This is a genomic window from Streptomyces ipomoeae 91-03 (assembly GCF_000317595.1).
Lineage (GTDB): Bacteria > Actinomycetota > Actinomycetes > Streptomycetales > Streptomycetaceae > Streptomyces > Streptomyces ipomoeae.
The window spans coordinates 107790-129247 of record NZ_AEJC01000397.1 but is presented as its reverse complement, the minus strand read 5'-3'; the positions used below and the strand labels follow the sequence as shown (position 1 = coordinate 129247).

At 72.3% G+C, this 21458-nt stretch carries 19 protein-coding genes; 6 read left to right on the top strand and 13 right to left on the bottom strand.

Translation table 11 applies throughout. The annotated features are described in order from the left end of the window. Window positions 1-39 precede the first annotated feature (39 nt). From STRIP9103_RS25985 to STRIP9103_RS25975, 3 genes are all read right to left on the bottom strand, one after another. Window positions 40-2658, bottom strand: coding sequence for a polynucleotide kinase-phosphatase (locus STRIP9103_RS25985; protein ID WP_009322870.1), 2619 nt, complete (start codon window positions 2656-2658; stop codon window positions 40-42). Next, window positions 2655-4226: a 3' terminal RNA ribose 2'-O-methyltransferase Hen1 gene (locus tag STRIP9103_RS25980; RefSeq protein WP_009322744.1), complete on the bottom strand. Its 1572-nt coding sequence runs from the start codon at window positions 4224-4226 to the stop codon at window positions 2655-2657. Before STRIP9103_RS25980 ends, STRIP9103_RS25985 begins: the two co-directional genes overlap by 4 nt. Before the next feature lie 254 nt (window positions 4227-4480). Further along, a complete protein-coding gene (locus STRIP9103_RS25975) occupies window positions 4481-5404 on the bottom strand; it encodes an LLM class F420-dependent oxidoreductase (RefSeq protein ID WP_009322746.1) in 924 nt (307 codons plus the stop codon). Between the two features lie 239 nt (window positions 5405-5643). On the opposite strand from STRIP9103_RS25975, the gene STRIP9103_RS50775 reads away from it, so the two are divergent. Continuing rightward, entirely contained in the window at window positions 5644-5808 is a 165-nt protein-coding gene (locus tag STRIP9103_RS50775; RefSeq protein WP_009322879.1) for a hypothetical protein, read from the top strand. Between the two features lie 196 nt (window positions 5809-6004). Here the strand turns inward: STRIP9103_RS50775 and STRIP9103_RS25970 are convergent, their stop codons facing one another. From STRIP9103_RS25970 to STRIP9103_RS25955, 4 genes are all read right to left on the bottom strand, one after another. After that, window positions 6005-6478 carry a DUF6099 family protein gene (locus STRIP9103_RS25970; RefSeq protein ID WP_009322843.1) on the bottom strand — a complete coding sequence of 158 codons (474 nt, stop codon included), beginning with the start codon at window positions 6476-6478 and terminating at the stop codon, window positions 6005-6007. 182 nt (window positions 6479-6660) lie between these two features. Continuing rightward, window positions 6661-6984: a nucleotide pyrophosphohydrolase gene (locus STRIP9103_RS25965; RefSeq protein WP_048820995.1), complete on the bottom strand. Its 324-nt coding sequence runs from the start codon at window positions 6982-6984 to the stop codon at window positions 6661-6663. Window positions 6985-7057: 73 nt separating this feature from the next. Continuing rightward, window positions 7058-8320, bottom strand: coding sequence for an AAA family ATPase (locus tag STRIP9103_RS25960; protein WP_009322804.1), 1263 nt, complete (start codon window positions 8318-8320; stop codon window positions 7058-7060). A 160-nt stretch (window positions 8321-8480) separates the two neighbouring features. Then, window positions 8481-8870 (bottom strand): cell division protein SepF, encoded by a 390-nt coding sequence (locus STRIP9103_RS25955; protein ID WP_048820994.1) that lies wholly within the window; start codon window positions 8868-8870, stop codon window positions 8481-8483. 284 nt (window positions 8871-9154) lie between these two features. Between STRIP9103_RS25955 and STRIP9103_RS25950 the strand changes: the two genes are divergently transcribed. Then, window positions 9155-13450 (top strand): molybdopterin-dependent oxidoreductase, encoded by a 4296-nt coding sequence (locus STRIP9103_RS25950; protein ID WP_009322750.1) that lies wholly within the window; start codon window positions 9155-9157, stop codon window positions 13448-13450. Between the two features lie 86 nt (window positions 13451-13536). On the opposite strand, the gene STRIP9103_RS25945 is transcribed toward STRIP9103_RS25950, so the two are convergent. Together STRIP9103_RS25945 and STRIP9103_RS25940 are read right to left on the bottom strand one after the other, a co-directional pair. Beyond that, a complete protein-coding gene (locus STRIP9103_RS25945; protein ID WP_009322823.1) occupies window positions 13537-14139 on the bottom strand; it encodes a response regulator transcription factor in 603 nt (200 codons plus the stop codon). Further along, complete coding sequence (locus STRIP9103_RS25940; protein ID WP_009322838.1) at window positions 14136-15425, bottom strand: sensor histidine kinase; 1290 nt, start codon at window positions 15423-15425, stop codon at window positions 14136-14138. Before STRIP9103_RS25940 ends, STRIP9103_RS25945 begins: the two co-directional genes overlap by 4 nt. 176 nt (window positions 15426-15601) lie before the next feature. Here STRIP9103_RS25940 and STRIP9103_RS25935 point away from each other — a divergent pair, with 176 nt between their 5' ends. From STRIP9103_RS25935 to STRIP9103_RS25920, 4 genes are all read left to right on the top strand, one after another. Next, entirely contained in the window at window positions 15602-16225 is a 624-nt protein-coding gene (locus tag STRIP9103_RS25935) for a hypothetical protein (RefSeq protein WP_009322757.1), read from the top strand. Window positions 16226-16388: 163 nt separating this feature from the next. Then, window positions 16389-16790, top strand: a complete 402-nt coding sequence (locus STRIP9103_RS25930) for a hypothetical protein (RefSeq protein WP_009322737.1) — start codon at window positions 16389-16391, stop codon at window positions 16788-16790. Then, the gene (locus STRIP9103_RS25925) at window positions 16787-17422 is read left to right on the top strand and encodes a class F sortase (RefSeq protein WP_009322847.1); all 636 of its coding nucleotides are present in this window, start codon (window positions 16787-16789) and stop codon (window positions 17420-17422) included. The genes STRIP9103_RS25930 and STRIP9103_RS25925 overlap by 4 nt, the downstream gene beginning before the upstream one ends. A gap of 65 nt (window positions 17423-17487) precedes the next feature. Further along, complete coding sequence (locus STRIP9103_RS25920; RefSeq protein WP_009322827.1) at window positions 17488-17988, top strand: RNA polymerase sigma factor; 501 nt, start codon at window positions 17488-17490, stop codon at window positions 17986-17988. Window positions 17989-18072: 84 nt separating this feature from the next. On the opposite strand, the gene STRIP9103_RS53180 is transcribed toward STRIP9103_RS25920, so the two are convergent. The 4 genes from STRIP9103_RS53180 to STRIP9103_RS25900 form a co-directional block, all read right to left on the bottom strand. Continuing rightward, on the bottom strand, window positions 18073-18492 hold the full coding sequence (locus tag STRIP9103_RS53180; protein WP_009322712.1) for a hypothetical protein: 420 nt from the start codon (window positions 18490-18492) through the stop codon (window positions 18073-18075). Between the two features lie 61 nt (window positions 18493-18553). Beyond that, on the bottom strand, window positions 18554-19366 hold the full coding sequence (locus tag STRIP9103_RS25910) for an ABC transporter ATP-binding protein (RefSeq protein ID WP_009322730.1): 813 nt from the start codon (window positions 19364-19366) through the stop codon (window positions 18554-18556). Beyond that, the gene (locus STRIP9103_RS25905) at window positions 19363-20376 is read right to left on the bottom strand and encodes a FecCD family ABC transporter permease (RefSeq protein ID WP_086019309.1); all 1014 of its coding nucleotides are present in this window, start codon (window positions 20374-20376) and stop codon (window positions 19363-19365) included. Before STRIP9103_RS25905 ends, STRIP9103_RS25910 begins: the two co-directional genes overlap by 4 nt. A gap of 37 nt (window positions 20377-20413) precedes the next feature. Further along, window positions 20414-21430, bottom strand: coding sequence for an ABC transporter substrate-binding protein (locus STRIP9103_RS25900; RefSeq protein WP_048820993.1), 1017 nt, complete (start codon window positions 21428-21430; stop codon window positions 20414-20416). Between the last annotated feature and the right edge of the window lie 28 nt (window positions 21431-21458).

Here is a 21458-nt window from a genome sequence, read left to right as displayed (position 1 = left end):
CGGTCGGAGTGTGTGGGTGACGCAGCCGTGCGGTTGGTGTCACAGGCGTGGGTCCACCGGCTCCGACTCCAGGGCCAGGACTCCGAAGACCGCCTCGTGGATGCGCCACAGGGGCTCGCCCTCGGCCAGGCGGTCCAGGGCCTCCAGGCCCAGGACGTACTCGCGCATGGCCAGGGAGCGTTTGTGGTTGAGGAAGCGGCCCCGGAGGCGGGCGAGGTTTTCGGGGCGGGTGTACTCCGGGCCGTAGATGATCCGGAGGTACTCGCGGCCCCGGCACTTGATGCCGGGCTGGACCAGGCGGCCCTCCGTGCTGCGTACGACCGCGTCCACCGGCTTGACGACCATGCCCTCGCCTCCCCGGCCCGTCATCTCCAGCCACCAGTCGATGCCGGCGCGTACGGACTCCTCGTCACCGGTGTCGACGAAGAGACGTCTCGTGGTCTGGAGCAGACCGCTGCCGTCGTGCTCGACCAGGCGGTCGATGAGCGCGAGCTGCCGGTCCTGGGGCAGTGCGGCCAGGCTGCGGCCCTGGACGGCGAGGATCTGGAAGGGGGCCAGGCGGACCCCTTCCAGGCCGTCCGTCGTCCAGCAGTAGCGGCGGTACGCGTCCGTGAACGCGGCGGCGTCGGCGGCCCGCTCACGCTGGCGGTCCAGCAGTTCGCCCACGTCGATGCCCCGGGCCGCCGCGCTCTCCAGGGCGGCCAGCGCGCCCGGGAAGACCGCGCCGGAGGCGGCGCCGACGGCCGCGTACTGGGTGCGCAGCAGCCCGGACGCCTTCAGCGACCACGGCATCAGCTCGGCGTCGAGCAGCACCCAGTCGCACGCGCCGGAGGCGCCGTCGGATGCGCCGTCGGATGCGCTGTCGGATGCGGCGAGTTCGTCCCAGAGGCCGGCCGCCGTCATCGCGTCGCGCACCCGGGCGAGGATCGCCTCGGTGCGGTCGGCGTCGTCGAAGAACGGGCGGCCCGTACGGGTGTAGAGGGCCCCGGTGGGGCCGTCCACGCCGAAGCGTTCCCGGGCCGCGTCCGCGTCGCGGCAGACCAGGGCGACGGCACGCGAGCCCATGTGCTTCTCCTCGCACACGACCCGCGCGACCCCGTCCGCCCGGTACTGCGCGAACGCCTCCGCCGGGTGCTCCAGGTAGCCTTCGATGTGCGAGGTCGCCGTGGGAGCCATGGTCGGCGGCAGGTACGGCAGCAGTCGCGGGTCGACCGCGAAGCGGCTCATGACCTCCAGGGCCGCCGCCGCGTTCTCCTCGCGGATCGAGATGCGGCCGTGGCCGTCGTACCGGGTCTCGACGATCCGGCGGCCGTGCACGTCGGCGAGGTCCAGCGGACGGCCCTCGTGGCCGCCGGGTGCCTCGGAGGCGAGCGGCCTGGTCGGCTCGTACCAGACCTTCTCGGCCGGTACGTCGACCAGTTCGCGCTCCGGCCAGCGCAGCGCGGTGAGCTTGCCGCCGAAGACGGCGCCGGTGTCGAGGCAGATGGTGTTGTTCAACCAGGTGGCCTGCGGAACCGGGGTGTGACCATAGACAACCGCCGCACGGCCCCGGTAGTCCTCCGCCCACGGGTAGCGCACGGGCAGCCCGAACTCGTCGGTCTCGCCGGTGGTGTCGCCGTAGAGGGCGTGGCTGCGGACCCGGCCGGACGTACGGCCGTGGTACTTCTCGGGCAGACCGGCGTGGCAGACGACGAGTCGGCCGCCGTCGAGGACGTAGTGGCTGACGAGGCCGTCGATGAACTCCCTCACCTGCTGCTTGAACTCGTCGCTCTCCCCCGCCATCTGCTCGATGGTCTCGGCGAGGCCGTGGGTGTGCTGGACTCCTCGGCCCTTGAGGTAGCGGCCGTACTTGTTCTCGTGGTTGCCCGGGACGCAGAGCGCGTTGCCCGAGCCGACCATCGACATCACGCGGCGCAGTACGCCGGGGCTGTCGGGGCCCCGGTCGACGAGGTCGCCGACGAAGACGGCCGTACGGCCCTCCGGGTGCACACCGTCGACGTAGCCCAACTTGCCCAGCAGCGACTCCAGTTCGGCGGAGCAGCCGTGGATGTCGCCGATGATGTCGAAGGGGCCGGTGAGGTGGGTGAGGTCGTTGAAGCGCTTCTCGGTGACGATCGTGGCGTTCTCGATGTCCTCCACGCCCCGCAGGATGTGCACCTTGCGGAAGCCCTCGCGCTCCAAGTGGCGCAGCGAGCGGCGGAGTTCGCGGGTGTGGCGCTGGATGACGCGGCGCGGCATGTCGGCGCGGTCGGTGCGGGCCGCGTTGCGCTCGGCGCACACCTCCTCGGGCACGTCGAGCACGATGGCGATCGGCAGCACGTCGTACTGCTTGGCCAGGTCGATCAGCTGCCTGCGGGCCTCCTGCTGGACGCTGGTCGCGTCGACGACCGTACGGCGGCCGGCCGCGAGCCGCTTGCCCGCGATGTAGTGCAGCACGTCGAAGGCGTCCTTCGTCGCGCTCTGGTCGTTCTCGTCGTCGGAGACCAGGCCCCGGCAGAAGTCGGAGGAGATGATCTCGGTGGGCTTGAAGTGCCTGCGGGCGAAGGTGGACTTGCCGGAACCGGAGGCGCCGATGAGGACGACGAGGGAGAGGTCGGTGACGGGGAGGGCGCGCCCCTTGGTGGTGTCCATGGGGGTGTCCTTGGTGGTCTCGCTCATGCCGACTTCGCCTCCTTCTCGTTCACGTTCTTGGCACCGGCTGGTCTCATCTCGAAAACGGCCATCTGGGTGGGCGGGCCCACCTCCGGGTCGTCGGGTCCGACGGGCACGAACCCGACCTCGTAGCCGTGCCGTTCGGCCACCGTGCCCGCCCAGGCGCGGAACTCCTCCCGGGTCCACTCGAAGCGGTGGTCGCCGTGGCGGACGTGGCCGGCGGGGAGGGTCTCCCAGCGGACGTTGTACTCGACGTTCGGGGTCGTCACGAGGACGGTCCTCGGGCGGGCCGAGCCGAACACCGCGTACTCCAGGGCGGGCAGCCGGGGCAGGTCGAGGTGTTCGATGACCTCGGAGAGCACGGCGGCGTCGTAGCCCTTGAGACGGTTGTCGGTGTACGCGAGCGAGCTCTGGAAGAGCTGGACGCGGGAGGCCTGCCGCTCGCCCATGCGGTCCAGCTTGAGGCGGCGGGAGGCGATGGTGAGCGCGCGCATGGACACATCGGTGCCGACGATCTCGGTGAACCGGGCGTCCTTGAGCAGTGCCTGCACCAACTGGCCCTGTCCGCAGCCGAGGTCGAGGACACGGGCGGCGCCGGACGCCTTCAGCGCGGCGATGATCGCGTCCCGGCGCAGCACGGCGAGCGGGGTCGGCTTCTCCTCGGACGCGGCCTCGGTCACGGCCCCGGTCCCGGCGCCGGTCCCGGCCTCCGCCTCCTGCTCCTTCTCGGCCTCGCCCCCGGTCTCAGCGGTGTCCTCGGGGTCCTGCACCGCGTTGTCGATCTCCTCGACCTCGCTGTCGTCGGCCTCGGCCAGCCGTACGAGTTCCAGGCGCTCCATGGCCTGCCGGGTCAGTGACCAGCGGCGGGAGAGATAGCGGCTGGTGATCAGCTTCTGCTCCGGGTGGTCCGGGAGCCAGCCCTCGCCGACCCGCAGCAGCTTGTCGACCTCGTCGGGCGCCACCCAGTAGTGCTTGGCGTCGTCGAGGACCGGCAGCAGTACGTAGAGGTGGCGCAGCGCCTCGGCCAGGGTCAGCGACTCCGACTCCAGGACCAGGCGTACGTAACGGGAGTCGCCCCACTCCGGGAACTGGGTGTCCAGCGGCACCGCCTCGGCGGTGACCGTCCAGCCGAGCGGCTCGAAGAGCTTGACGACCAGGTCCGGGCCGCCGCGGGCGGGCAGCGCCGGTATCTCGACACGCAGCGGGCGGGTCTGGGCCGGGGCGTCGGGCCTGGCGTTGCAGCGGCCGTTCATGGCGCTGGAGAAGACGCTGCTCAGCGCGACGGCGAGGAGGGAGGAGGCCGCGTACGGGCGGTCGTTGACGTACTGCGCGAGCGCCGCGTCGGGGGCCCCGCCGCGCCCCTTGCCCTTGCCCTGCCGGACCAGCGCCACCGCGTCCACCTCCAGCAGCAGCGCGGCCGTGCACCGCTCGACGCCCGCCTCCGGGTAGAGGACGTGCGCCGTGCCGTAGGAGGTGGAGAACGCCTGCGATTTCTCGGGATGCTTGTGCAGCAGGAACCCGAGGTCGGTCGCGGGGCGCTCTGGGGTACCGGTGGTACTGATCGTCAGGAACACGGTGGGGTTGCCTCGTATGGGGTGTCTGTGATGGGTGCCCAACGTACAGCCAAGTTTCAGGGCGCACTCAGGCATTTTCCGAGCGCCGCCACTCCTTCCCGGCCGGTGGGCCACCGCGCCGGCCGCCGTAGAGGCACGGGCTGGGCGGCGAGCGCGGGTCGTGCGGGATTGCTCGCGCCCATGCGGCGGAGCCGCACATCGACACGGCCCCGCGCCCCTCGCGGGGCGCAGGGCGCGGGTCTCGGCGTCCTTCGCTACGACAGCTGCGACTGCACCTGGGACGAGATGAGCTCCAGGTGGTCCAGGTCGTCGAGGTCGAGGATCTGGAGGTAGAGGCGCTGGGAGCCGATGGCCTGGTAGCCGGCGATCTTGTCGACCACCTCGGCGGGCGAGCCGGCGAGGCCGTTGGTCTTGAGTTCGTCGACCTGGCGGCCGATGGCGGCGGCGCGGCGGGCGACCTCGGCGTCGTCCCTGCCCACGCAGACGACCAGGGCGTTGGAGTACACCAGGTCGTCGGCCTTGCGGCCGGCCTCCTCGGCGGCCTCGCGCACCCGGGCGAACTGGCGCTCGCTGTCCTCGAACGAGGCGAACGGCATGTTGAACTCGTCGGCGTACTGCCCGGCGAGCCGCGGGGTGCGGCTCGTGCCGTGGCCGCCTATGAGGACCGGCACCTTGGCCTGCGCGGGCTTGGGCAGCGCGGGCGAGTCGGTCAGCTGGTAGTGGGTGCCCTCGTACGAGAAGGTCTCGCCGACCTCGGTGGCCCACAGGCCGGTGACGATGGCCAGCTGCTCCTCCAGCCGCGCGAACTTCTCCTTGGGGAACGGAATGCCGTAGGCCTTGTGCTCCTCCTCGAACCAGCCCGCGCCCAGGCCGAGTTCGACCCGGCCGCCGGACATCTGGTCGACCTGCGCGACCTGGATGGCGAGCACACCGGGCAGGCGGAAGGTTCCCGCGGTCATCAGGGTGCCGAGGCGGATGCGCTTGGTCTCACGGGCGAGTCCGGCGAGGGTGATCCAGGCGTCGGTGGGGCCGGGCAGGCCGTCGACCGAACCCATGCGGAGATAGTGGTCGGAGCGGAAGAAGGCGTCGAAGCCCAGGTCCTCGGTGGCCTTGGCGACGGTGAGCAGAGTGTCGTAGGTCGCCCCTTGCTGGGGCTCGGTGAAGATGCGAAGATCCATGCCCTCCATCCTGCACGCCCGCCCTCCGGTCAACCCCACCGGTCCCGCGCGTGCCCTCGATCCCCGGTCGGGTGAAAATCCGCCAATCCGGTGTGCGGTACGGGCGTTGGGCAGTGACCGGCGGGGACGAAGATCGTTGCTCGGGAGGAGCCGGACCGCCCGGCACCCGTCGCCGGCGGCTGCTGCCGGGGCGCTTGCACACGTGCCCCCTCGGGGGCGAGGGCCGAGGAGGCCGTCACATGTCCCAGGAAGCCGTGCCGGAGCAGGCCGCCGTGCCTGCGCAGCCCAAGGGTCTGCTCCAGCAGATGGAGGAGTTGATGGCTGCCCTGAACGCGGACCTGTCCCAGCTCGACGCGGATCTCTCGGCCCCTCGGGCCGCGAACGCGGAGGAAGCCGGAGGCTGACCTTCCCCACGCCATGAACCTGACGCCCGGTCACCTTTTCGGCCGGGCGTTCGTCGTGTTCGGCACCGGTCCGTCGCGAGGGGCTGCGCCCCGCTTTCAGGGGCGCGGGGAACTGCGCGACAAGCCACACCCGACCCGCACCCGCCGACAGACCCACACCCCCGAGCTATCGGGCGCCCGGCAGCTCTCCCCACCCTCACGCCGTCGCATCCCGTTCCGACAGAACCTTGTCCCTGACGGCCAGGCGTCGCAGCATCTCCAGTACCCGGTCGCGGGCCTCGTCCGCGGCATCGATCGCTTCCATGCACTGCCAGTACGTGGCCTCGTCGTCGGCTGCGCTGGCCAGGGCGACCAGGGCTATGCCGACCTCACCCAGGAGGCCGCCGAGGCGGACCAGGGAGTCGTGGGGGTCGCCCAACTCGGTGAGCTGGGCGGCGCGTAAGTCGCCCGCGGCGAGGGGCGGGGCGCCGAGTATGCCGCAGCCGCTGCCGGCCAGCTCGGTCAACCCCAGTGCCTCACCGCGCAGTTCGGGTGGGCCGGAGACGGCCAGCCGGCTGCCGATCGCCTGGGCCAGGGCATACGCCTGCCATGCCTCGCCCATGATCCGTGGTCCCTCGACGCTGCCCGCCAGAGCACGTCTGCTCGCCAAGATGAGCCGCACCGCATCCATGCGCTGCTCCCGACTGTCCCGACGCGCTCTCACACGTCCGCCCGAACTCCTGTCTATTCATTACCCACAGTGAGGGCCGATGAGACAGAAAGCCAGTGGAAGCCTGAAATCTGTGGATAACAAAGCGCGTGTGGACGACTTTTCAACTCCGGAGAGTGACAAGCGGACTGGTGTCCTCATGGTCACCGCGCTCCCGGCGCCGGGAACCTCCGCTCGTTGCGGTCGATCTTCGCGTCCAGTGCCGCCAGCGGATCGATGCCGAGCACCTCGCACAGCTGGAGCAAGTAGGCGAGTACGTCGGCGACTTCGTCCGTGACCCGGTGGGCGGTGTCGGGGTCGGACATCACCCGGGCCGACTCCTCCGGCGTCAGCCACTGGAAGATCTCGACCAGTTCGGAGGCCTCGACGCTCAGGGCGGAGACGAGGTTCTTGGGGGTGTGGTACGGCTGCCAGTCGCGGGCGGCGGCGAAGTCGGCGAGCCGCCGCTGGAGGGTCGGCACGTCCAGCGCCCCGGACGGTTCTTCGGACGGTTCTTCGGGTCGCGCCCCGGACCGCCCTTCGGACGGGTCCTCGGTGGATTCAGGATCTTTCACGGTCCAGGTCTACCACCGTCACCCCCGCCACCCCGGCGGCCCTGGACGCGTCGCTCACCGCGCCCACCAGGCGGATGTGCCCGCGCTCGCACATACGGGCCGCCAGGCGCACGAGTTCGGTGGTCTGGCGCGGGTCGAGGGAGCGGTCGAAGCCGTCGGCGAGGACCGTGAGGGTCTGCAGCGCCGCCGGCACCTCCGCGACCGGGTCGACCTCCAGCACCCCGGGCCCGGTGAACAGCACCAGGGCCAGCGCGAGATACCTCAACTCCCCGTCGCCGAGCAGCCCCAGGGCCGTACGGATTCCGTCACCCCGGTCCAGGACCGCCCGTACCACGCCGTCCGCCAACGGTTCGGCCAGCAGGTCCGCGACCGAGCCCACGCACCCGTCCCGGACCGCCGCGACCAGCTGAGCGTGACGCCGGCCGCACTCCGTACGCGTACGCCACAGGACGTCGGCGAGGTTGTCGCAGCCCGGCAGCAGTCGCCCGGAGCCGAGCGGTACGGCCCCGCGCATACGGGTGGGGCGGGGGTCGCAGGCGAAGACCGAGCGCAGGGCGACCACCGTCTGCTCGGCGGCGGCGAGCACCCGCCGCTGGCCGTCGGTCTTGCCCGCGACGCGCAGCGGGAGCAGAGCCGTGCCGAGCACGTCGTCGGGGAGCGGGCCGCGCGTGACCGGGGTCGCGCCCGCCGTGTGCCAGGCGGCCTGGACCACCGGACGACTCGGGTCCACCAGCGCCGTCTGGAGCAGGGTCACCCCGCCCGCCGTCAACCGCTCGCCCACGATGCGGAGTTCGGGCTCGGCCTGTACGGCGACGTCGAGCCGCACCGGCCCTTCGGGACCGTCCGTCGTGCAGCCGATGCGGAAGCCTCGCCGCCGCTGGGCGTCGGGGCGCGCCCGTTCCGGCACACAGCTTCCGGGATCCGGGAACGCCTCGGTGAGGTGGGCGCCGCCACCGAGCCGCGCCAGCGCCTCGTACGCCCGCAGCGCCGTCGACTTGCCGCTGCCGCTGCGCCCGGCGAACAGGGTCAGCGGCCCCAGCGGGAAGCAGGCACCGCGATGCCCCGCGAAGGCGGAGAGCCGCAGCTCGACCACACCGGGCCGGTCCTGCCCCGTCTCCCCGCCGACGCCGGGCACCGGCGGCAGCGGAGAGGGGGAAGAGGGGGACTGCGGCAGAGACGACGGCGTCGACGGTGACGGCGCGGACAGTGACGGCGCGGACGGTGACGGCGACAGGGATGACACGGTCATATGCGGACACTAGGGGCCCGCTCGACAGGCAAACCGTTCCGCCGAGCGGATCTTCCTACGATCGAGGGAGCGCCCCGACCGGGTCCGGGGAGCGCCCCGGGCAGCCCCTCACACCCCGAGTCCCGGGCAGGGGCCCATTCCGGACTCCCCGAGCCCGGCCTCACACGCCCGGAATCCCGGCCCCTTCCATCAGCCCCCGCACCTCGGTCCCCGGTGGCGTGAGCAGGAACACGTTCCGGTCGACGCGATGCATTCCGCTTGCGAGGCCGAAGACGACGCCCGTGCTGAAGTCGAGGACGCGCTTGGCGACGTCGGTCTCCGCGCCGGAGAGGTCGAGGAGGACGGGGATGCCGGCCATCAGGGTCTCGGCGACCTCGCGGGCGTCCGCGAAGACATTGACGCGAAGGACCACGAAACGGCGCCTGGCCTCGGTCTCCGCCTCCGGTATGGACCGGTGGTCCACCGCGGACGGCCAGGCGTCCCGGCCCCGTAGCGGCACGACCTGAGCGAGCCCCTCCCACTGTTCGTCGGTGACATCGTGGCTGTTCACCCTGTTCACCGGCCTCCCCCATGGCTCGCACTCACTGACTGCATCGACCAATTCTTACGCATGGTCACCCGTTCGGCCCAACAGCGACACGGACCGCGACAGCCCCGCCCGCAACAACGGCCGGATCCCGCCCTCACAACCCCGTGGAGGGTGGTGTGTGGTGGGTGTAACTCCTCATGATCAGGTCATGTGACATCGGCGTAACGGGCAATTCGTACGATCGAGCCTGCCGAAGGGTATCCAACGGGGTACTCGACCAGACCGCCGACAGAAGGGGGCCGCACGTGGCCGCACAGGGCCCGCAGAGCACGACCTCCCAGGTGCGGACCGTGTGCTCGTACTGTGGAGTCGGCTGCGGGATGCTCCTGGACATCGGGATGGGTCCCGATGGACGGCGTACGGTCCTCAAAGCGTCCGGTGACAAGTCTCACCCGGCGAACTTCGGCCGTCTGTGCACCAAGGGGGCGACCACGGCCGACATGCTGGCGGCGCCCGGCCGGCTCACCACGGCCCTCGTCCGGGACGACCGCGGCGACGAGCCGGTCCCCACACCCGTCGCCGACGCGATCGCCGAGACGGCACGGCGGCTGCGCGCGATCATCGACGAGCACGGGCCCGACGCGTTCGCCTTCTATGTCTCCGGCCAGATGAGCCTCGAAGCGCAGTATCTGACGAACAAACTCGCCAAGGGGTTCATCCGCACCAACCAGATCGAGTCGAATTCCCGGCTGTGCATGGCGAGCGCCGGCACCGGCTACAAGCTCTCGCTGGGCGCCGACGGACCGCCCGGCTCGTACGAGGATCTCGACAAGGCGGACGTCTTCCTCGTCATCGGCTCGAACATGGCCGACTGCCACCCGATCCTGTTCCTGCGGATGATGGACCGGGTCAAGGCGGGCGCCAAGCTGATCGTCGTCGATCCGCGCCGGACGGCGACGGCCGAGAAGGCCGATCTGTTCCTGCAGATACGGCCGGGCACGGATCTGGCCCTGCTCAACGGGCTGCTGCATCTGCTGCACGTCGACGGGCACACCGACCCCGACTTCATCGCCGCGTACACCGAGGGCTGGGAGGCGATGCCCGACTTCCTCGCCGAGTACCCGCCGGACGTCGTCGCCGGGATCACCGGTCTCGCCGAGGACGACATTCGGCAGGCCGCGCGGCTCATCGGGGAGGCCGCCGAGTGGACCAGCTGCTGGACCATGGGGCTCAACCAGTCCACGCACGGCACCTGGAACACCAACGCCCTCGTCAATCTGCACCTCGCCACCGGGGCCATCTGCCGCCCGGGCAGCGGGCCGTTCTCGCTCACCGGGCAGCCCAACGCCATGGGCGGGCGCGAGATGGGGTACATGGGGCCGGGGCTGCCCGGGCAGCGGTCCGTGCTCGTGGACGAGGAGCGGGCGTTCGTCGAGGAGCTGTGGGGGCTGGCGCCGGAGACGCTGCGCAAGGACGGGGTCGGCAAGGGCACCGTCGAGATGTTCCAGAAGATGGCCGACGGCGAGATCAAGGCCTGCTGGATCATCTGCACCAATCCGGTCGCCTCGGTCGCCAACCGGAAGACCGTGATCGAGGGGCTGGAGGCCGCCGAGTTCGTCGTCGCGCAGGACGTCTTCGTCGACACCGAGACCAACGCGTACGCCGATGTGGTGCTGCCGGGTGCGCTGTGGACCGAGTCCGAGGGCGTCCTCATCAACAGCGAGCGGAACCTCACGCTCGCCGCGCCCGTCGCCGACCCGCCCGGCGAGGCCATGGCCGACTGGCGGATCATCGCCGCCGTCGCCCGTGAGATGGGGTTCGAGAAGGGCTTCTCGTACGACAGCGCCGAGGAGATCTTCGAGGAGATCAAGCGGGCGTGGAACCCGAAGACCGGATGGGATCTGCGCGGGATCACGTACGAGCGGCTGCGGTCGACGAGTGTGCAGTGGCCGGCGGCGCGGGAGGACGGGTCGGACCGTAATCCGATCCGGTACGTGGAGAGCGGTGCGCCGGTCTTCCCCACGGCGAGTGGGCGGGCCGTGTTCCACGCGCGGCCGCACATGGCGCCCGCCGAGATGCCGGACGACGACTATCCGTTCGTCCTCAACACCGGGCGGCTCCAGCACCAGTGGCACACGCTGACGAAGACGGGGCGGGTGGCCAGGCTCAACAAACTGAATCCGGGGCCGTTCGTGGAGGTGCATCCGGAGGACGCCGAGCGGCTGGGGATCGGTGAGGGGGACTCCGTCGAGGTCGCGTCGCGGCGGGGGCGGGCCGTGTTGCCCGCCGTGGTGACGGATCGGGTGCGGCCGGGGTGTCTGTTCGCGCCGTTCCACTGGAACGATCTGTTCGGGGAGTATCTGAGCATCAACGCGGTGACGAGCGACGCGGTGGATCCGTTGTCGTTCCAGCCGGAGTTGAAGGTGTGTGCGGTGGGGGTCACCCGGGTTTCCTCGCCCCCGCCGCCCCTGCCCGTCCCTTCCCCGGGGGCTGCCGCCCCTTCGACCCCGCCCCTGGGGGCCGCGCCCCCGGACCCCCGATTCGGTCTGACGGCCTCGTCCTGCAACTCCCCCACGCTCGGCTCCGCCCGAGCGGGGGGACCCCGACGACGGGCTGAGGTGGTGCGGGCCGGCGGTGCCTCGGCCACACCCGGTGGGTCGGTGGTCGTGCCCAGCGCGGTCGGGCCCGCGAACGGTACCGGGATCGCTTCGCCCGGTGCCGCGATGTCCGCCCTTGGGCTGGCCTCCGCTCCGCCGCCCGTGCTCTCCGCTCAGGAGCGGCAGTACCTCACCGGTTTCCTCGCGGGGCTCGGGTCCGGGGTGGCCGGGGTGCCCGTGTTGCCGGTGGACGCTCCGTTCAGCGCTGAGCACGCGTTGTGGGTGAACGGGGTGCTCGCCGGGATGTACTCGCGGTCGGCGGCGCCGGCCGCGGCTCCGGCCGTCGTCGAGCCTGCCCGGCGTGAGGTCGTCGTGTTGTGGGCCTCTCAGACGGGGACCGCGGAGGAGTTCGCGGCGGCTGCCGCCGAGCATCTGGGGGCCGCCGGGCACCGGGCGACCCTGGTCGGGATGGACGAGACGGATCCCAGTCAACTGCCGCGTGGGGCCGATCTGCTGCTCATCACCAGTACGTTCGGCGACGGCGACGCCCCCGACAACGGCGCCGGTTTCTGGGAGGCTCTCGCCCACCGGGAGGCCCCCCGGTTGGACGGCGTCCGCTATGCCGTGCTGGCCTTCGGCGACTCCTCCTACGACGACTTCTGCGGGCACGGCCGCCGACTGGACGCACGCCTCGACGAGCTGGGCGCGGTGCGCCTGGCCCCGCGTACGGACTGCGAGCCGGACTACGAGCCGTCGGCCGACGCCTGGCTCGACCAGGTCCTCACCGCGCTGGGCAAGAACGCGACGGGTACGGCCGCGGGGGCCGAGGCCACGGTCCAGACCGCGCCGGCCCCGGCCGCGGCGCCCGCCCCCGCTTCCCGTTCCGTCAAGTCCGCGTCCGTCGGTGCCCGGCTCGTCGGGAACCGGCTGCTCAGTCTGCCCGGGGCGGGGAAGGAAGTACGCCGGTTCACCTTCGACACCAGTGGGACGGGGCTGTCGTACGAGGCGGGCGACGCGCTCGGTGTGCGGCCGGTCAACTCCCTGGACCTGGTGACGGAGTGGCTGGCGGTGACGGGGCTGGACGGCTCGACTCCCGTGGAGATCGGCGGAGTCGGTGAGCTGCCCTTCGCCGAGGCGTTGCACCGGCACTTCGACATCACTCGGATCACCCCGGACCTGCTCCGCTTCGTCTGCGAGCGGACGCGGGACAACCGGGAGTTGAAGAGGCTGATGCGCCCGGACAACAAGGACGGGCTGGCGCAGTGGTCGTGGGGGCGGCAGGCCGTGGACGTGGTGGCCCAGTTCGCCGTGCGGGCCTCCGCTCAGGAGTGGACCGGAGTGTTCAAGCGGCTCCAGCCCCGGCTGTACTCCATCTCGTCGAGCCCGCTCGTCGATCCGCATCACATCTCGCTGACCGTCTCCGTCGTGCGGTACGAGAACATGCATGGACGCCCGCGCGGCGGCGTCTGCTCGCCCTTCCTCGCGGACGGCGAACAGGACATGGAGGTGCCGGTGTTCGTGCAGCGCTCACCGCACTTCCGGCCGCCGTCGGACCCCGCGACGCCGATGGTCATGGTCGGTCCCGGCACCGGTGTCGCCCCCTTCATCGGCTTCCTCCAGGAGCGGCAGGCCCTCGGCCACCGGGGACCCAACTGGCTGTTCTTCGGCGAACAGCACCGGGCCACGGACTTCTACTACGAGGAGGAGCTGACGGAACTCCAGCGGGCGGGCGTGCTCAGCCGGCTGGACACCGCCTTCTCCCGCGACCAGCGCGCCAAGGTCTACGTCCAGGACCGGATGCGCGAGCACGGCCCCGAGCTGTGGCACTGGCTCCAGGACGGCGCCCGCTTCTACGTCTGCGGCGACGCGGCCCGCATGGCGAAGGACGTCGACCAGGCCCTGCGGGACATCGCCGCCGCCCACGGCGGGCTGAGCGAGGGCGAGGCCGCCGCGTATGTGAAGCAGCTGGCGAGCGAGAAGCGGTACGTGCGGGACGTGTACTGAGCCGACATCCGGTGCGCCGGCGTCCACTGCGCCGCTGACACGGGCCTCGGCTCGGGCCTTCTCGGCTCACGGCCTTCGAACGGGGTTCAGATCCAGCCCTGCTGCCATGCGTGGTGCGCCGCCGCGTGGCGGGTGGGGGCGTCCAGCTTGGACATCGCGGCGGAGAGGTAGTTGCGGACGGTGCCCTGGGCCAGGTGGACCTCGGAGGCGATCTCGGCGACCGAGGCCCCGGTGCGGGCGGCGCGCAGGACCTGGAGTTCGCGCTCGCTGAGCGGGCAGTCGTCCTCGGTCAGCGCGGACGCGGCGATGTCGGGGTCGACGTAACGGCGTCCGGCGGCGATGTCGCGGATGATCTCCGCCAGACGGGCGGCGGGGGTCGTCTTGGGCACGAAGCCGCGTACTCCGGCGGCCAGCGCCCGGCGCAGCACCGCCGGGCGGGCGTGCCGGGTGACCAGGACGGTCCGGGTGGGCAGTTCGGCCCCGATCTCCTCGGCGGCGCGCAGCCCGTCGGTGGGTGGCATCTCCAGGTCGAGTACGGCGATGTCGGGACGGTGTTCACGGGCGAGCCGCACCGCGTCGGTGGAGGTGGACGCCTCCGCGACCACCGTGAGGTCGTCCTCCAGCGCGAGCAGGGCGGCCAGCGCGCTCCTGAGAAGGTCCTCGTCGTCGGCGATGAGAAGCCGGATCATCGCACCACTCCGTTCGCCCGGCTGACCGGTTGCGCGCTCTTCGGGGCCGTGGGTCCCAGCGGCAGCCAGGCCGTCACCACGAAGCGGTCGCCGTCGCGGTGCCACGTCAACTCACCGTCGGCGGCCCGCAGTCGCTCGCCGAGGGCGGTCAGGCCCGTGCCGTCGTCCCCCGTGCGCCCGATCCCCGTGGTACCGCCCTCCTCCGGGCCGTCCCCGCCACCCGGACGCTCCTCCGCGCCGTCGTTGCTCACCCGCAGTCGGGCGCGGCCGTCGATGACCCGGTAGTCGAGTTCGGCGCATCGGGCCCGGCTGTGGCGGAGGGCGTTGGTGATGGCCTCCCGTACGACCAGGCCCAGCAGATGGCGGGCGGAGTCGGTCATGGCGGTGACGGCACCGGGGTCGAAGGCCGTACGGGCGTCGATGCCGGCCGCGGCCAGCACCTTGGTGGCGTTGGCGATCTCGTCGTCGAGTGTCGTACGGCGGTAGCCCCGCACCACGGCCCGGGTGTCCCGGAGGGCGTCCGCGGCCAGCTGTCGTACCTCCCGCATCTCGGCGGCGGCCCGCGCCGGGTCCCGCTCGACCAGCCGTTCCGCCAACTCGCTCTTCAGCGCGATGACTTGGAGGTGGTGCCCCTGGATGTCGTGCAGGTCGGCGGCGAACCGGAGCCGTTCGTCCTTGACGGCCAGCTCGGCCTCCAGCCGCCGGGCCCGGTCGAGGCGGCCGGCGAGGTTCCAGGCCCACAGCGGGCCGAGCACCATCCACGCGGTGAAGGCGACCAGCCCGGCCGGGAAGAGCGCGGCGTACGCCAACTCCCCGTCCGCGGCGGCCAGACTGACGGCGGCGCCCGGCAGCAGGGCGAGGAGGACCGCGCCGGTGATCAGCGATGTGCGGTGGCGCGGCCCGAGGAAGGTCGCGCAGATCGCCACCGTGACGGCGGGCGCGACCGCCCACAGCCCGTAGTTGCGCCGGACCAGCGGCAGCACCGCCAGTACGGCCGTGGCGGCGACCGCCGCGATCAGCCAACGCCTCGGCGGGCGCGGGGAGCGGGTGTCGTCGGCCGCCGCCGGCAGCGTCAGCCGGCCGCCGAGCAGCACCGCGCTCGCCACGGTGTCCACCGCGAGGGCCACGGCGGTCGGGATCCGCGCCCAGGCGGGCACGTCCGTGTCCAGGATCCACTCGCCGAAGAACACCACCAGCAGGCCGACCGTGGTCCCCGGCACCGTCCACCAGGTGAAACGGCGGAAGCTCGTCAGCCCCGCCCCGCGCTCGCCCGCCCCGTCCCCCACGCGGCCATTGTCGCAGCCGTATGACAGATGTCACCCGCGAACGTGACACCCCCACACGGGGACGTGCGGATACGGCACTACTGACGGCTCTTCTCCCCGAGCAGGCTGAGGGGCGTGGGAGATACCCCGCCTCGGTATCTCGATGTCACCGAACCTCACACCTCAGGAGATCCGCCATGTCCGCCACGACGCCCGGAAACACCTCCGACGGCACCTCTCGCGGCACCTCCGAAGAGCGGCGCCCGGTCAGGGCGTTGCTGCGCCGCTGGCCCACGGTGCTCGGTCTCGCGCTGACGGTCCCGGGCCTGGTCCTGGGCACGGCGGGCGAACTGGCCGACACCGTCGACGGGTACGGCGAGTTCCTGCCCCTGCTCCCGCTGCTGTACGTGGTCATCCACCAGGCCGGGCGGTCCGGGGTGACCTGGCCGGTGCTCGTGGCGGGGGTCGTGTTCGCGTTCGCCCTCCAGCTGTGGGACGTCGTGTCGCCGGCGGGCGTCATGGTGGCGGTCTCGCTTGCCGTGCTGCTGTGGGGTGCGTTCCGCGGCACTCCGCACGGGCGGACGGTCTTCGGGATCCAGGCCGCGAGTGCCATGGTGTTCTGCGCGCTCGCGGTGACAGGGCTGCTCGTGGACCCGGACCTGGGCCGCTATGTCGTGGCCGCCGGCTGGTTCTGCCACGGTGTCTGGGACTTCGCCCATCTGCGGATACGCCGGCTCAAGGGCATCGTCGCCCCCACCTTCGCCGAGTGGTGCGCGGTGGTGGACGTGGTGGTCGCCGTGGAGCTGCTGTTCTTCGTGTGAGCGGCGGACGACGCGTACGCCGCCCCCCCCACTCCCCAACACACCCCAACGGCTTTGCCATCTCTTTACAACTGGCCCCCTGGCTGCCTCGTCTCTCCGACCGATCCGTAACGCCGCCCGTCCGGGGATCCGGGCGGGCGGCCCGACGAGAGAGAGCGACTTCATGCGCCGAACTGTCCTCACTGCGACGGCACTCGCCTGCACCGCCGTGCCGGCGGGCGCGCTGCCCGCGTTCGCCGACGGGGCGAGCCCCGTTCCCACGGTCGCGTCGGCCGGCACGTCGCCGAGCCCGGTCCCGTCCACCCCCGCGCCCGCCGAGGACGCGTCCGCCGCGCCGACGCAGGACCCCTCCGCAGTGCCGAGCGAGGCCCCGGCCGGCGGCGACGCGTCCCCGGTGCCGAGCCAGGTCTCCGTCGTCCCCAGCGGCGCTCCCGACACGGGCACGGCACCGGCGTCGGAGGAGTCGGGAACCGGTGGTGTGGTCGCCGGAGCGGGCGCCGCCGCGCTGCTCATGGGTGGCGCCACGGTCTTCGTCGTACGTCGTCGGCGGGCGAACGAGGCATGACATCGCTCTCCAGGCGCGCCTTCGTCGCGGCCGGGGCGGCTTCGCTGCTCGCGGGCTGCGGCGGCGGCCGGGACGACCGGTCCAGGCCCTCGCCCGACACCGAGGGCGCGACCGGGGCCGCCACGCTCACGTCCCCGCCGCCGCGCTCCTCCGCCGACGCCGTGCGCCCGCTGGGGCGCTCGGTGCCGGTCGGGTTGCGGATCCCGGCCATCGACGTCGACACCCCGGTCATCCGGCTGGGGTTGGCCCCGGACGGCACCGTGGAGGTGCCTCCGGTCACGGCGCACGACCGGGCGGGCTGGTACGAGCACTCGCCGACGCCGGGCCGGACCGGCCCGTCGGTGATCCTCGGTCATGTCACGGTCGGCGTCTACGGGGACGGGGTCTTCCGCCGTCTCGCGGAGCTGCGCCGGGGTGAGCGGATCATGGCGCGCCTGGAGAACGGTACGACCGCGGTGTTCACCGTCGACCACGTACGGACCGTCGCCAAGGCCGACTTCCCGGCGGACGCGGTCTACGGGGACGTGGACCGCCCGGAGTTGCGGCTCATCACCTGCGGCGGTCCGCGCAGCGGTGACGAGTACCGCGACAACGTGATCGTCTTCGCCACGCTCACCTCGACGAGCCCGTGACCGAACCCCTGACCGCCCCGCGGCATCTGACAGGCCGCCCTACGACAGCACGACCATGGAGAGCGTTGAAACGGTCCCGTGAGAAGGCCGCGTCCGAGTTGTTCGCCGCCCTCTATCCGCGCCTGGCCGGCTGGTGCCGCCGTCTGGTCGACGACGACGAGACGGCCCACGAGATCGCGTCGGAGGCGTTCACCCGGCTCTGGGCCCGCTGGACGGCCGTGGCGGAGCCGCACGGCTTCCTGTACGTCACCGCGGCGAACCTCGTACGGGACCACTGGCGCAAGCTGGAGCGCGAGCGCAAGGCGATGCACCGTGCCACCGCCGAGGCCACGGTCGCCGCGCCGGACGGCCGGACCCAGCAGGCCGACCCCTCGGTGCGACTGCTCGTGCAGTCGCTGCCGGAACGGCTGCGCGTCCCGATCCTGCTGCACTACTACGCTGACATGCCGATCCGGGAGGTGTCCGTACTGACCGGACGCAAGGAAGGAACCGTCAAGGCCGACCTTCACGCGGCCCGCGAACTGCTCCGCGCCCATCTGAGGAGAAGCCTTGATCACACGCCCTGACGACGGCCCGGAGTTCGAGGCCGACGACCCCCTGGCGGTGCTCCTCCGGCCCCCCGCCGACCATCTCGGCCCGCCCCCCGGCCGCTACGAGGCGATCCGCCGCACCGCGTCCCGCCGCCGGTTGCTGCGCGCCGCGGCCGGAGCCGCCACCGCGTGCGCCGTGGCCGCCCTCGTCGCGCTGCCGGTGTACTTCTCGGCGAACAGGACCTCCACGCCTCCCGCGTCCCCGGGTGTGCCGTCCCCCACGGGCCCTGTCTCCCCCGCCCCCTCGACTCCGGCGTCGCCCGTCCCCTCGGCATCGGCGTCGCCCGTCCCCTCCGCCCCCGCCGAGCGACCCCCGGCCCCCACACCGACCACGCCGGGGTCCCCCTCGTCCCCGACCACCGGCCCCGCCGAGCACCCCTCGGTCTCCGCCTCAGCGGCCACGACGGGGGCGCCGAGCACCTCCGACGCGGCGTCGTCGCCCCCCGGCCGGACCGGCGGCCCGGCGGCGGTTCCCACCACGCCCACCCCCTCCTGAGCGCCCGGACGACCAGCGGCTTCGGTCGCCTGCGCCGGCTACCGGCTACCGGCTTCGGCGCAGGAAGCGGATCACCGGGTGGTTGTCCTCGGTCGTGACCTCGGCGTGGACGCCGTAGACCTCTTTGATCAGGGGCGGGGTCAGGACGTCGGCCGGGGTGCCCTCGGCGACGGCGTGACCGTCCCGGAGGACGAGCAGGCGGTCGCAGTACATCGCGGCCAGGTTGAGGTCGTGCAGGGCGATCACCGTGGTGACGGGCAGGCTCACGACGAGGTCCAGGAGGTCGAGCTGGTGCTGGATGTCGAGGTGGTTGGTCGGTTCGTCGAGGAGGAGTTCGCGGGGCTCCTGGGCGAGGGCGCGGGCGATCTGGGCGCGTTGGCGTTCGCCGCCGGAGAGGGTGTGCCAGGACCGGTCGGCCAGATCGGTCAGTCCGGTGCGTTCCAGGGCCGCGGTGACCGCCTCGGCGTCGGCGGCCGACACGGGCGTCCAGGCGCGGCGGTGCGGGACACGGCCGAGGGCCACGACGTCGCGGACGGTCAATTCGGTCTGCGTGTGGGCGTGTTGCTCGACCGTGGCGATCCGTCGGGCGGTGGCGCGGCGGCCGACCTCGGGCAGCGGGCACCCGTCCAGCGTGACGACTCCGGCGGTGGGGGCGAGGACACCGGCGAGCAGCCTCAACAGCGTCGACTTGCCCGAGCCGTTGGGGCCGAGCAGTCCGACCGTCTCGCCGGGTCGGAGGGCGAGCGTGACACCGTCGACGATGACCTTGCCGGCGACACGACGTACGACACGATCGGCATGCAGGCCGGTCGTGACCGCCGTCGGCTGCGGTGGAGCGTCCTTGCGTACGCCCGTCATGCCTTCCTCCGCCCCCGGTGGAGCACCGCCACGAACGCCGGTACGCCGATGAGGGAGGTGACCACGCCCACCGGTACCTCCTGGGGGTCGAGGACGGTGCGGGCGGCGGTGTCCACCCACACCAGGAAGACGGCGCCGACGAGCGCGGTGACCGGCAGGAGGCGGGCGTGGCCGGAGCCGGTGAGGGCGCGGGTGGCGTGCGGGAGGACCAGCCCCACGAAGCCGATGGCACCGGCGCAGCTGACCAGGGCCGCCGTGAGCAGGGCGGTCGCGCACAGCAGGATCAGCCGGGTGCGGGCGACCTGGACGCCGAGCCCGGCGGCGGCCTCCTCGCCGAAGGCGAACGCGTCCAGGGTGCGGGCGTGGCCGAGGCAGACGACGAGGACCACGGCCAGCACGGCGGCGCAGAGCAGCACTTGCCCCCAGTCGGCGCCGGTGAGCGAGCCGAGCAGCCAGAACAGCACACCCCGGGTGGTCTCGGCGTCGGCGGAGGTCAGCACGATGAACGAGGTGAGCGCGGAGAACAGCTGCATGGCGGCGACCCCGGACAGCACGACCCGGTCGGCGCTGCCGCCGAGGGTGTGGCTGAGCAGCAGTACGAGGGCGAAGGAGGAGAGAGCGCCGAGGAACGCCCCCGCGGACAGGGACACGACACCGCCGCCCACCCCGAGGACGACCACGGCGACCGCGCCGGTGGAGGCGCCGGAGGAGACGCCGAGGACGAACGGGTCGGCCAGCGGATTGCGCAGCAGGGACTGCATCACCGCCCCGCAGACCGCGAGCCCGGCCCCGCACACCGCGGCGAGCAGGGTGCGGGGCATGCGCAGGTTCCACACGATGCCGTCCCGCAGCGGCGCCAACGCGCTCTCGCCGAAGCCGAGATGCGCGGCGACGGAGGCCCACACATCGCTCGTGGAGATGTCGGCGGGCCCGATCGTCACGGCGACGGCGACCGACGCCAGCAGCGCGGCCAGGCCTGCGCCGGTCAGCAGCAGAAGACGGGTTCTCACGTGGCTCACGGCTTTGACGCCCACTGGGCCTCGACACTCACTTGGCCGGCCCGAGATCGCGCAGCCCGGCGGCGACTTTCTCGATCCCCTCGACCGTGCGGATGGACGGGTTCATCGACTGCCCGCTGAGCAGGACGTACCGCTTCTTCCTCACCGCGGTCAGGTTGCGGGTGGCGGGGTTGGTCTCCAGGAAGCGGATCTTGGCCTCGGCGGTCTCCGCGGTCTGCTGCTTGCGGGTGAGGTCGCCGATCACGATGACGTCGGGGTCACGGTCGGCGACGGTCTCCCAGCTGATCTGGGGCCACTCGTCGTGGGTGTCGGAGAAGGCGTTCTCCGCGCCGACCGCGCGGGTGATGGCGCCGGGCGCGCCGCAGCATCCGGCGAGGTAGGGCGACTGGGAGTTGGCGAACCAGTACATGAGGGAGACCCCGGAGGCGTCCAGCCCGTCGGTGGCCTTGCGTACCCGTTCCTTCAGCCCGGCGACGACCTTCTCGCCCCGCTCCTCGACACCGAACGCCCGGGCCAGATCCTCGATTTCGCCGTACACGACGTCGAGGGTCAGCGGCTCGCTGCGGGAGCCGTCGCCACCGCTGTCGTTGTCCTTGCCCGCCGCGCAGTCGGAAGGCGAGACGTACGTGGGGACGCCCAGCTCCTCGAACTGCTCACGCGTGGCGACGCCGCCCTGGCCGAGGGTGGAGACGAACGAGGCGGTGACGAAGTCGGGTTCGGCGTCGAGGACCTTCTCGAAGGAGGGCGCGTTGTCGGCGAGGCGCGGCACGGAGTCGTTGGCCTTCTCCAGCCCCTTCATCACCGGGTCGGTCCAGGTGGCGGTGCCGGCCATGCGGTCGGCGAGGCCCAGGGAGAGCAGGATCTCCGTGGTGCCCTGGTTGAGCGAGACGGCCCGCTTCGGCGCCGACTTCAGGGTGACCTCGTGCCCGCAGTTCTCGATCGTGACCGGGAAGCCCGCCGATCCGGTGGCCTCGGCGGCGTTCACGTCACCGCCGTCGGAGCCGCCACCGCACGCGGTGAGCAGGAGGGCGGGGGCGAGCAGCAGAGTGGCGGGACGGAGGGCGCCGGCGAAG

Bases quoted from the DNA above. Each gene is read 5' to 3' on its own strand.
- STRIP9103_RS25910 (WP_009322730.1), bottom strand. From the start codon at position 19,366: ATGACGGGCGTACGCAAGGACGCTCCACCGCAGCCGACGGCGGTCACG.
- STRIP9103_RS25925 (WP_009322847.1), top strand. From the start codon at position 16,787: ATGACATCGCTCTCCAGGCGCGCCTTCGTCGCGGCCGGGGCGGCTTCG.
- STRIP9103_RS25935 (WP_009322757.1), top strand. From the start codon at position 15,602: ATGTCCGCCACGACGCCCGGAAACACCTCCGACGGCACCTCTCGCGGC.
- STRIP9103_RS25930 (WP_009322737.1), top strand. From the start codon at position 16,389: ATGCGCCGAACTGTCCTCACTGCGACGGCACTCGCCTGCACCGCCGTG.
- STRIP9103_RS25960 (WP_009322804.1), bottom strand. From the start codon at position 8,320: ATGACCGTGTCATCCCTGTCGCCGTCACCGTCCGCGCCGTCACTGTCC.
- STRIP9103_RS25945 (WP_009322823.1), bottom strand. From the start codon at position 14,139: ATGATCCGGCTTCTCATCGCCGACGACGAGGACCTTCTCAGGAGCGCG.
- STRIP9103_RS50775 (WP_009322879.1), top strand. From the start codon at position 5,644: ATGTCCCAGGAAGCCGTGCCGGAGCAGGCCGCCGTGCCTGCGCAGCCC.
- STRIP9103_RS25970 (WP_009322843.1), bottom strand. From the start codon at position 6,478: ATGGATGCGGTGCGGCTCATCTTGGCGAGCAGACGTGCTCTGGCGGGC.
- STRIP9103_RS25985 (WP_009322870.1), bottom strand. From the start codon at position 2,658: ATGAGCGAGACCACCAAGGACACCCCCATGGACACCACCAAGGGGCGC.
- STRIP9103_RS25975 (WP_009322746.1), bottom strand. From the start codon at position 5,404: ATGGATCTTCGCATCTTCACCGAGCCCCAGCAAGGGGCGACCTACGAC.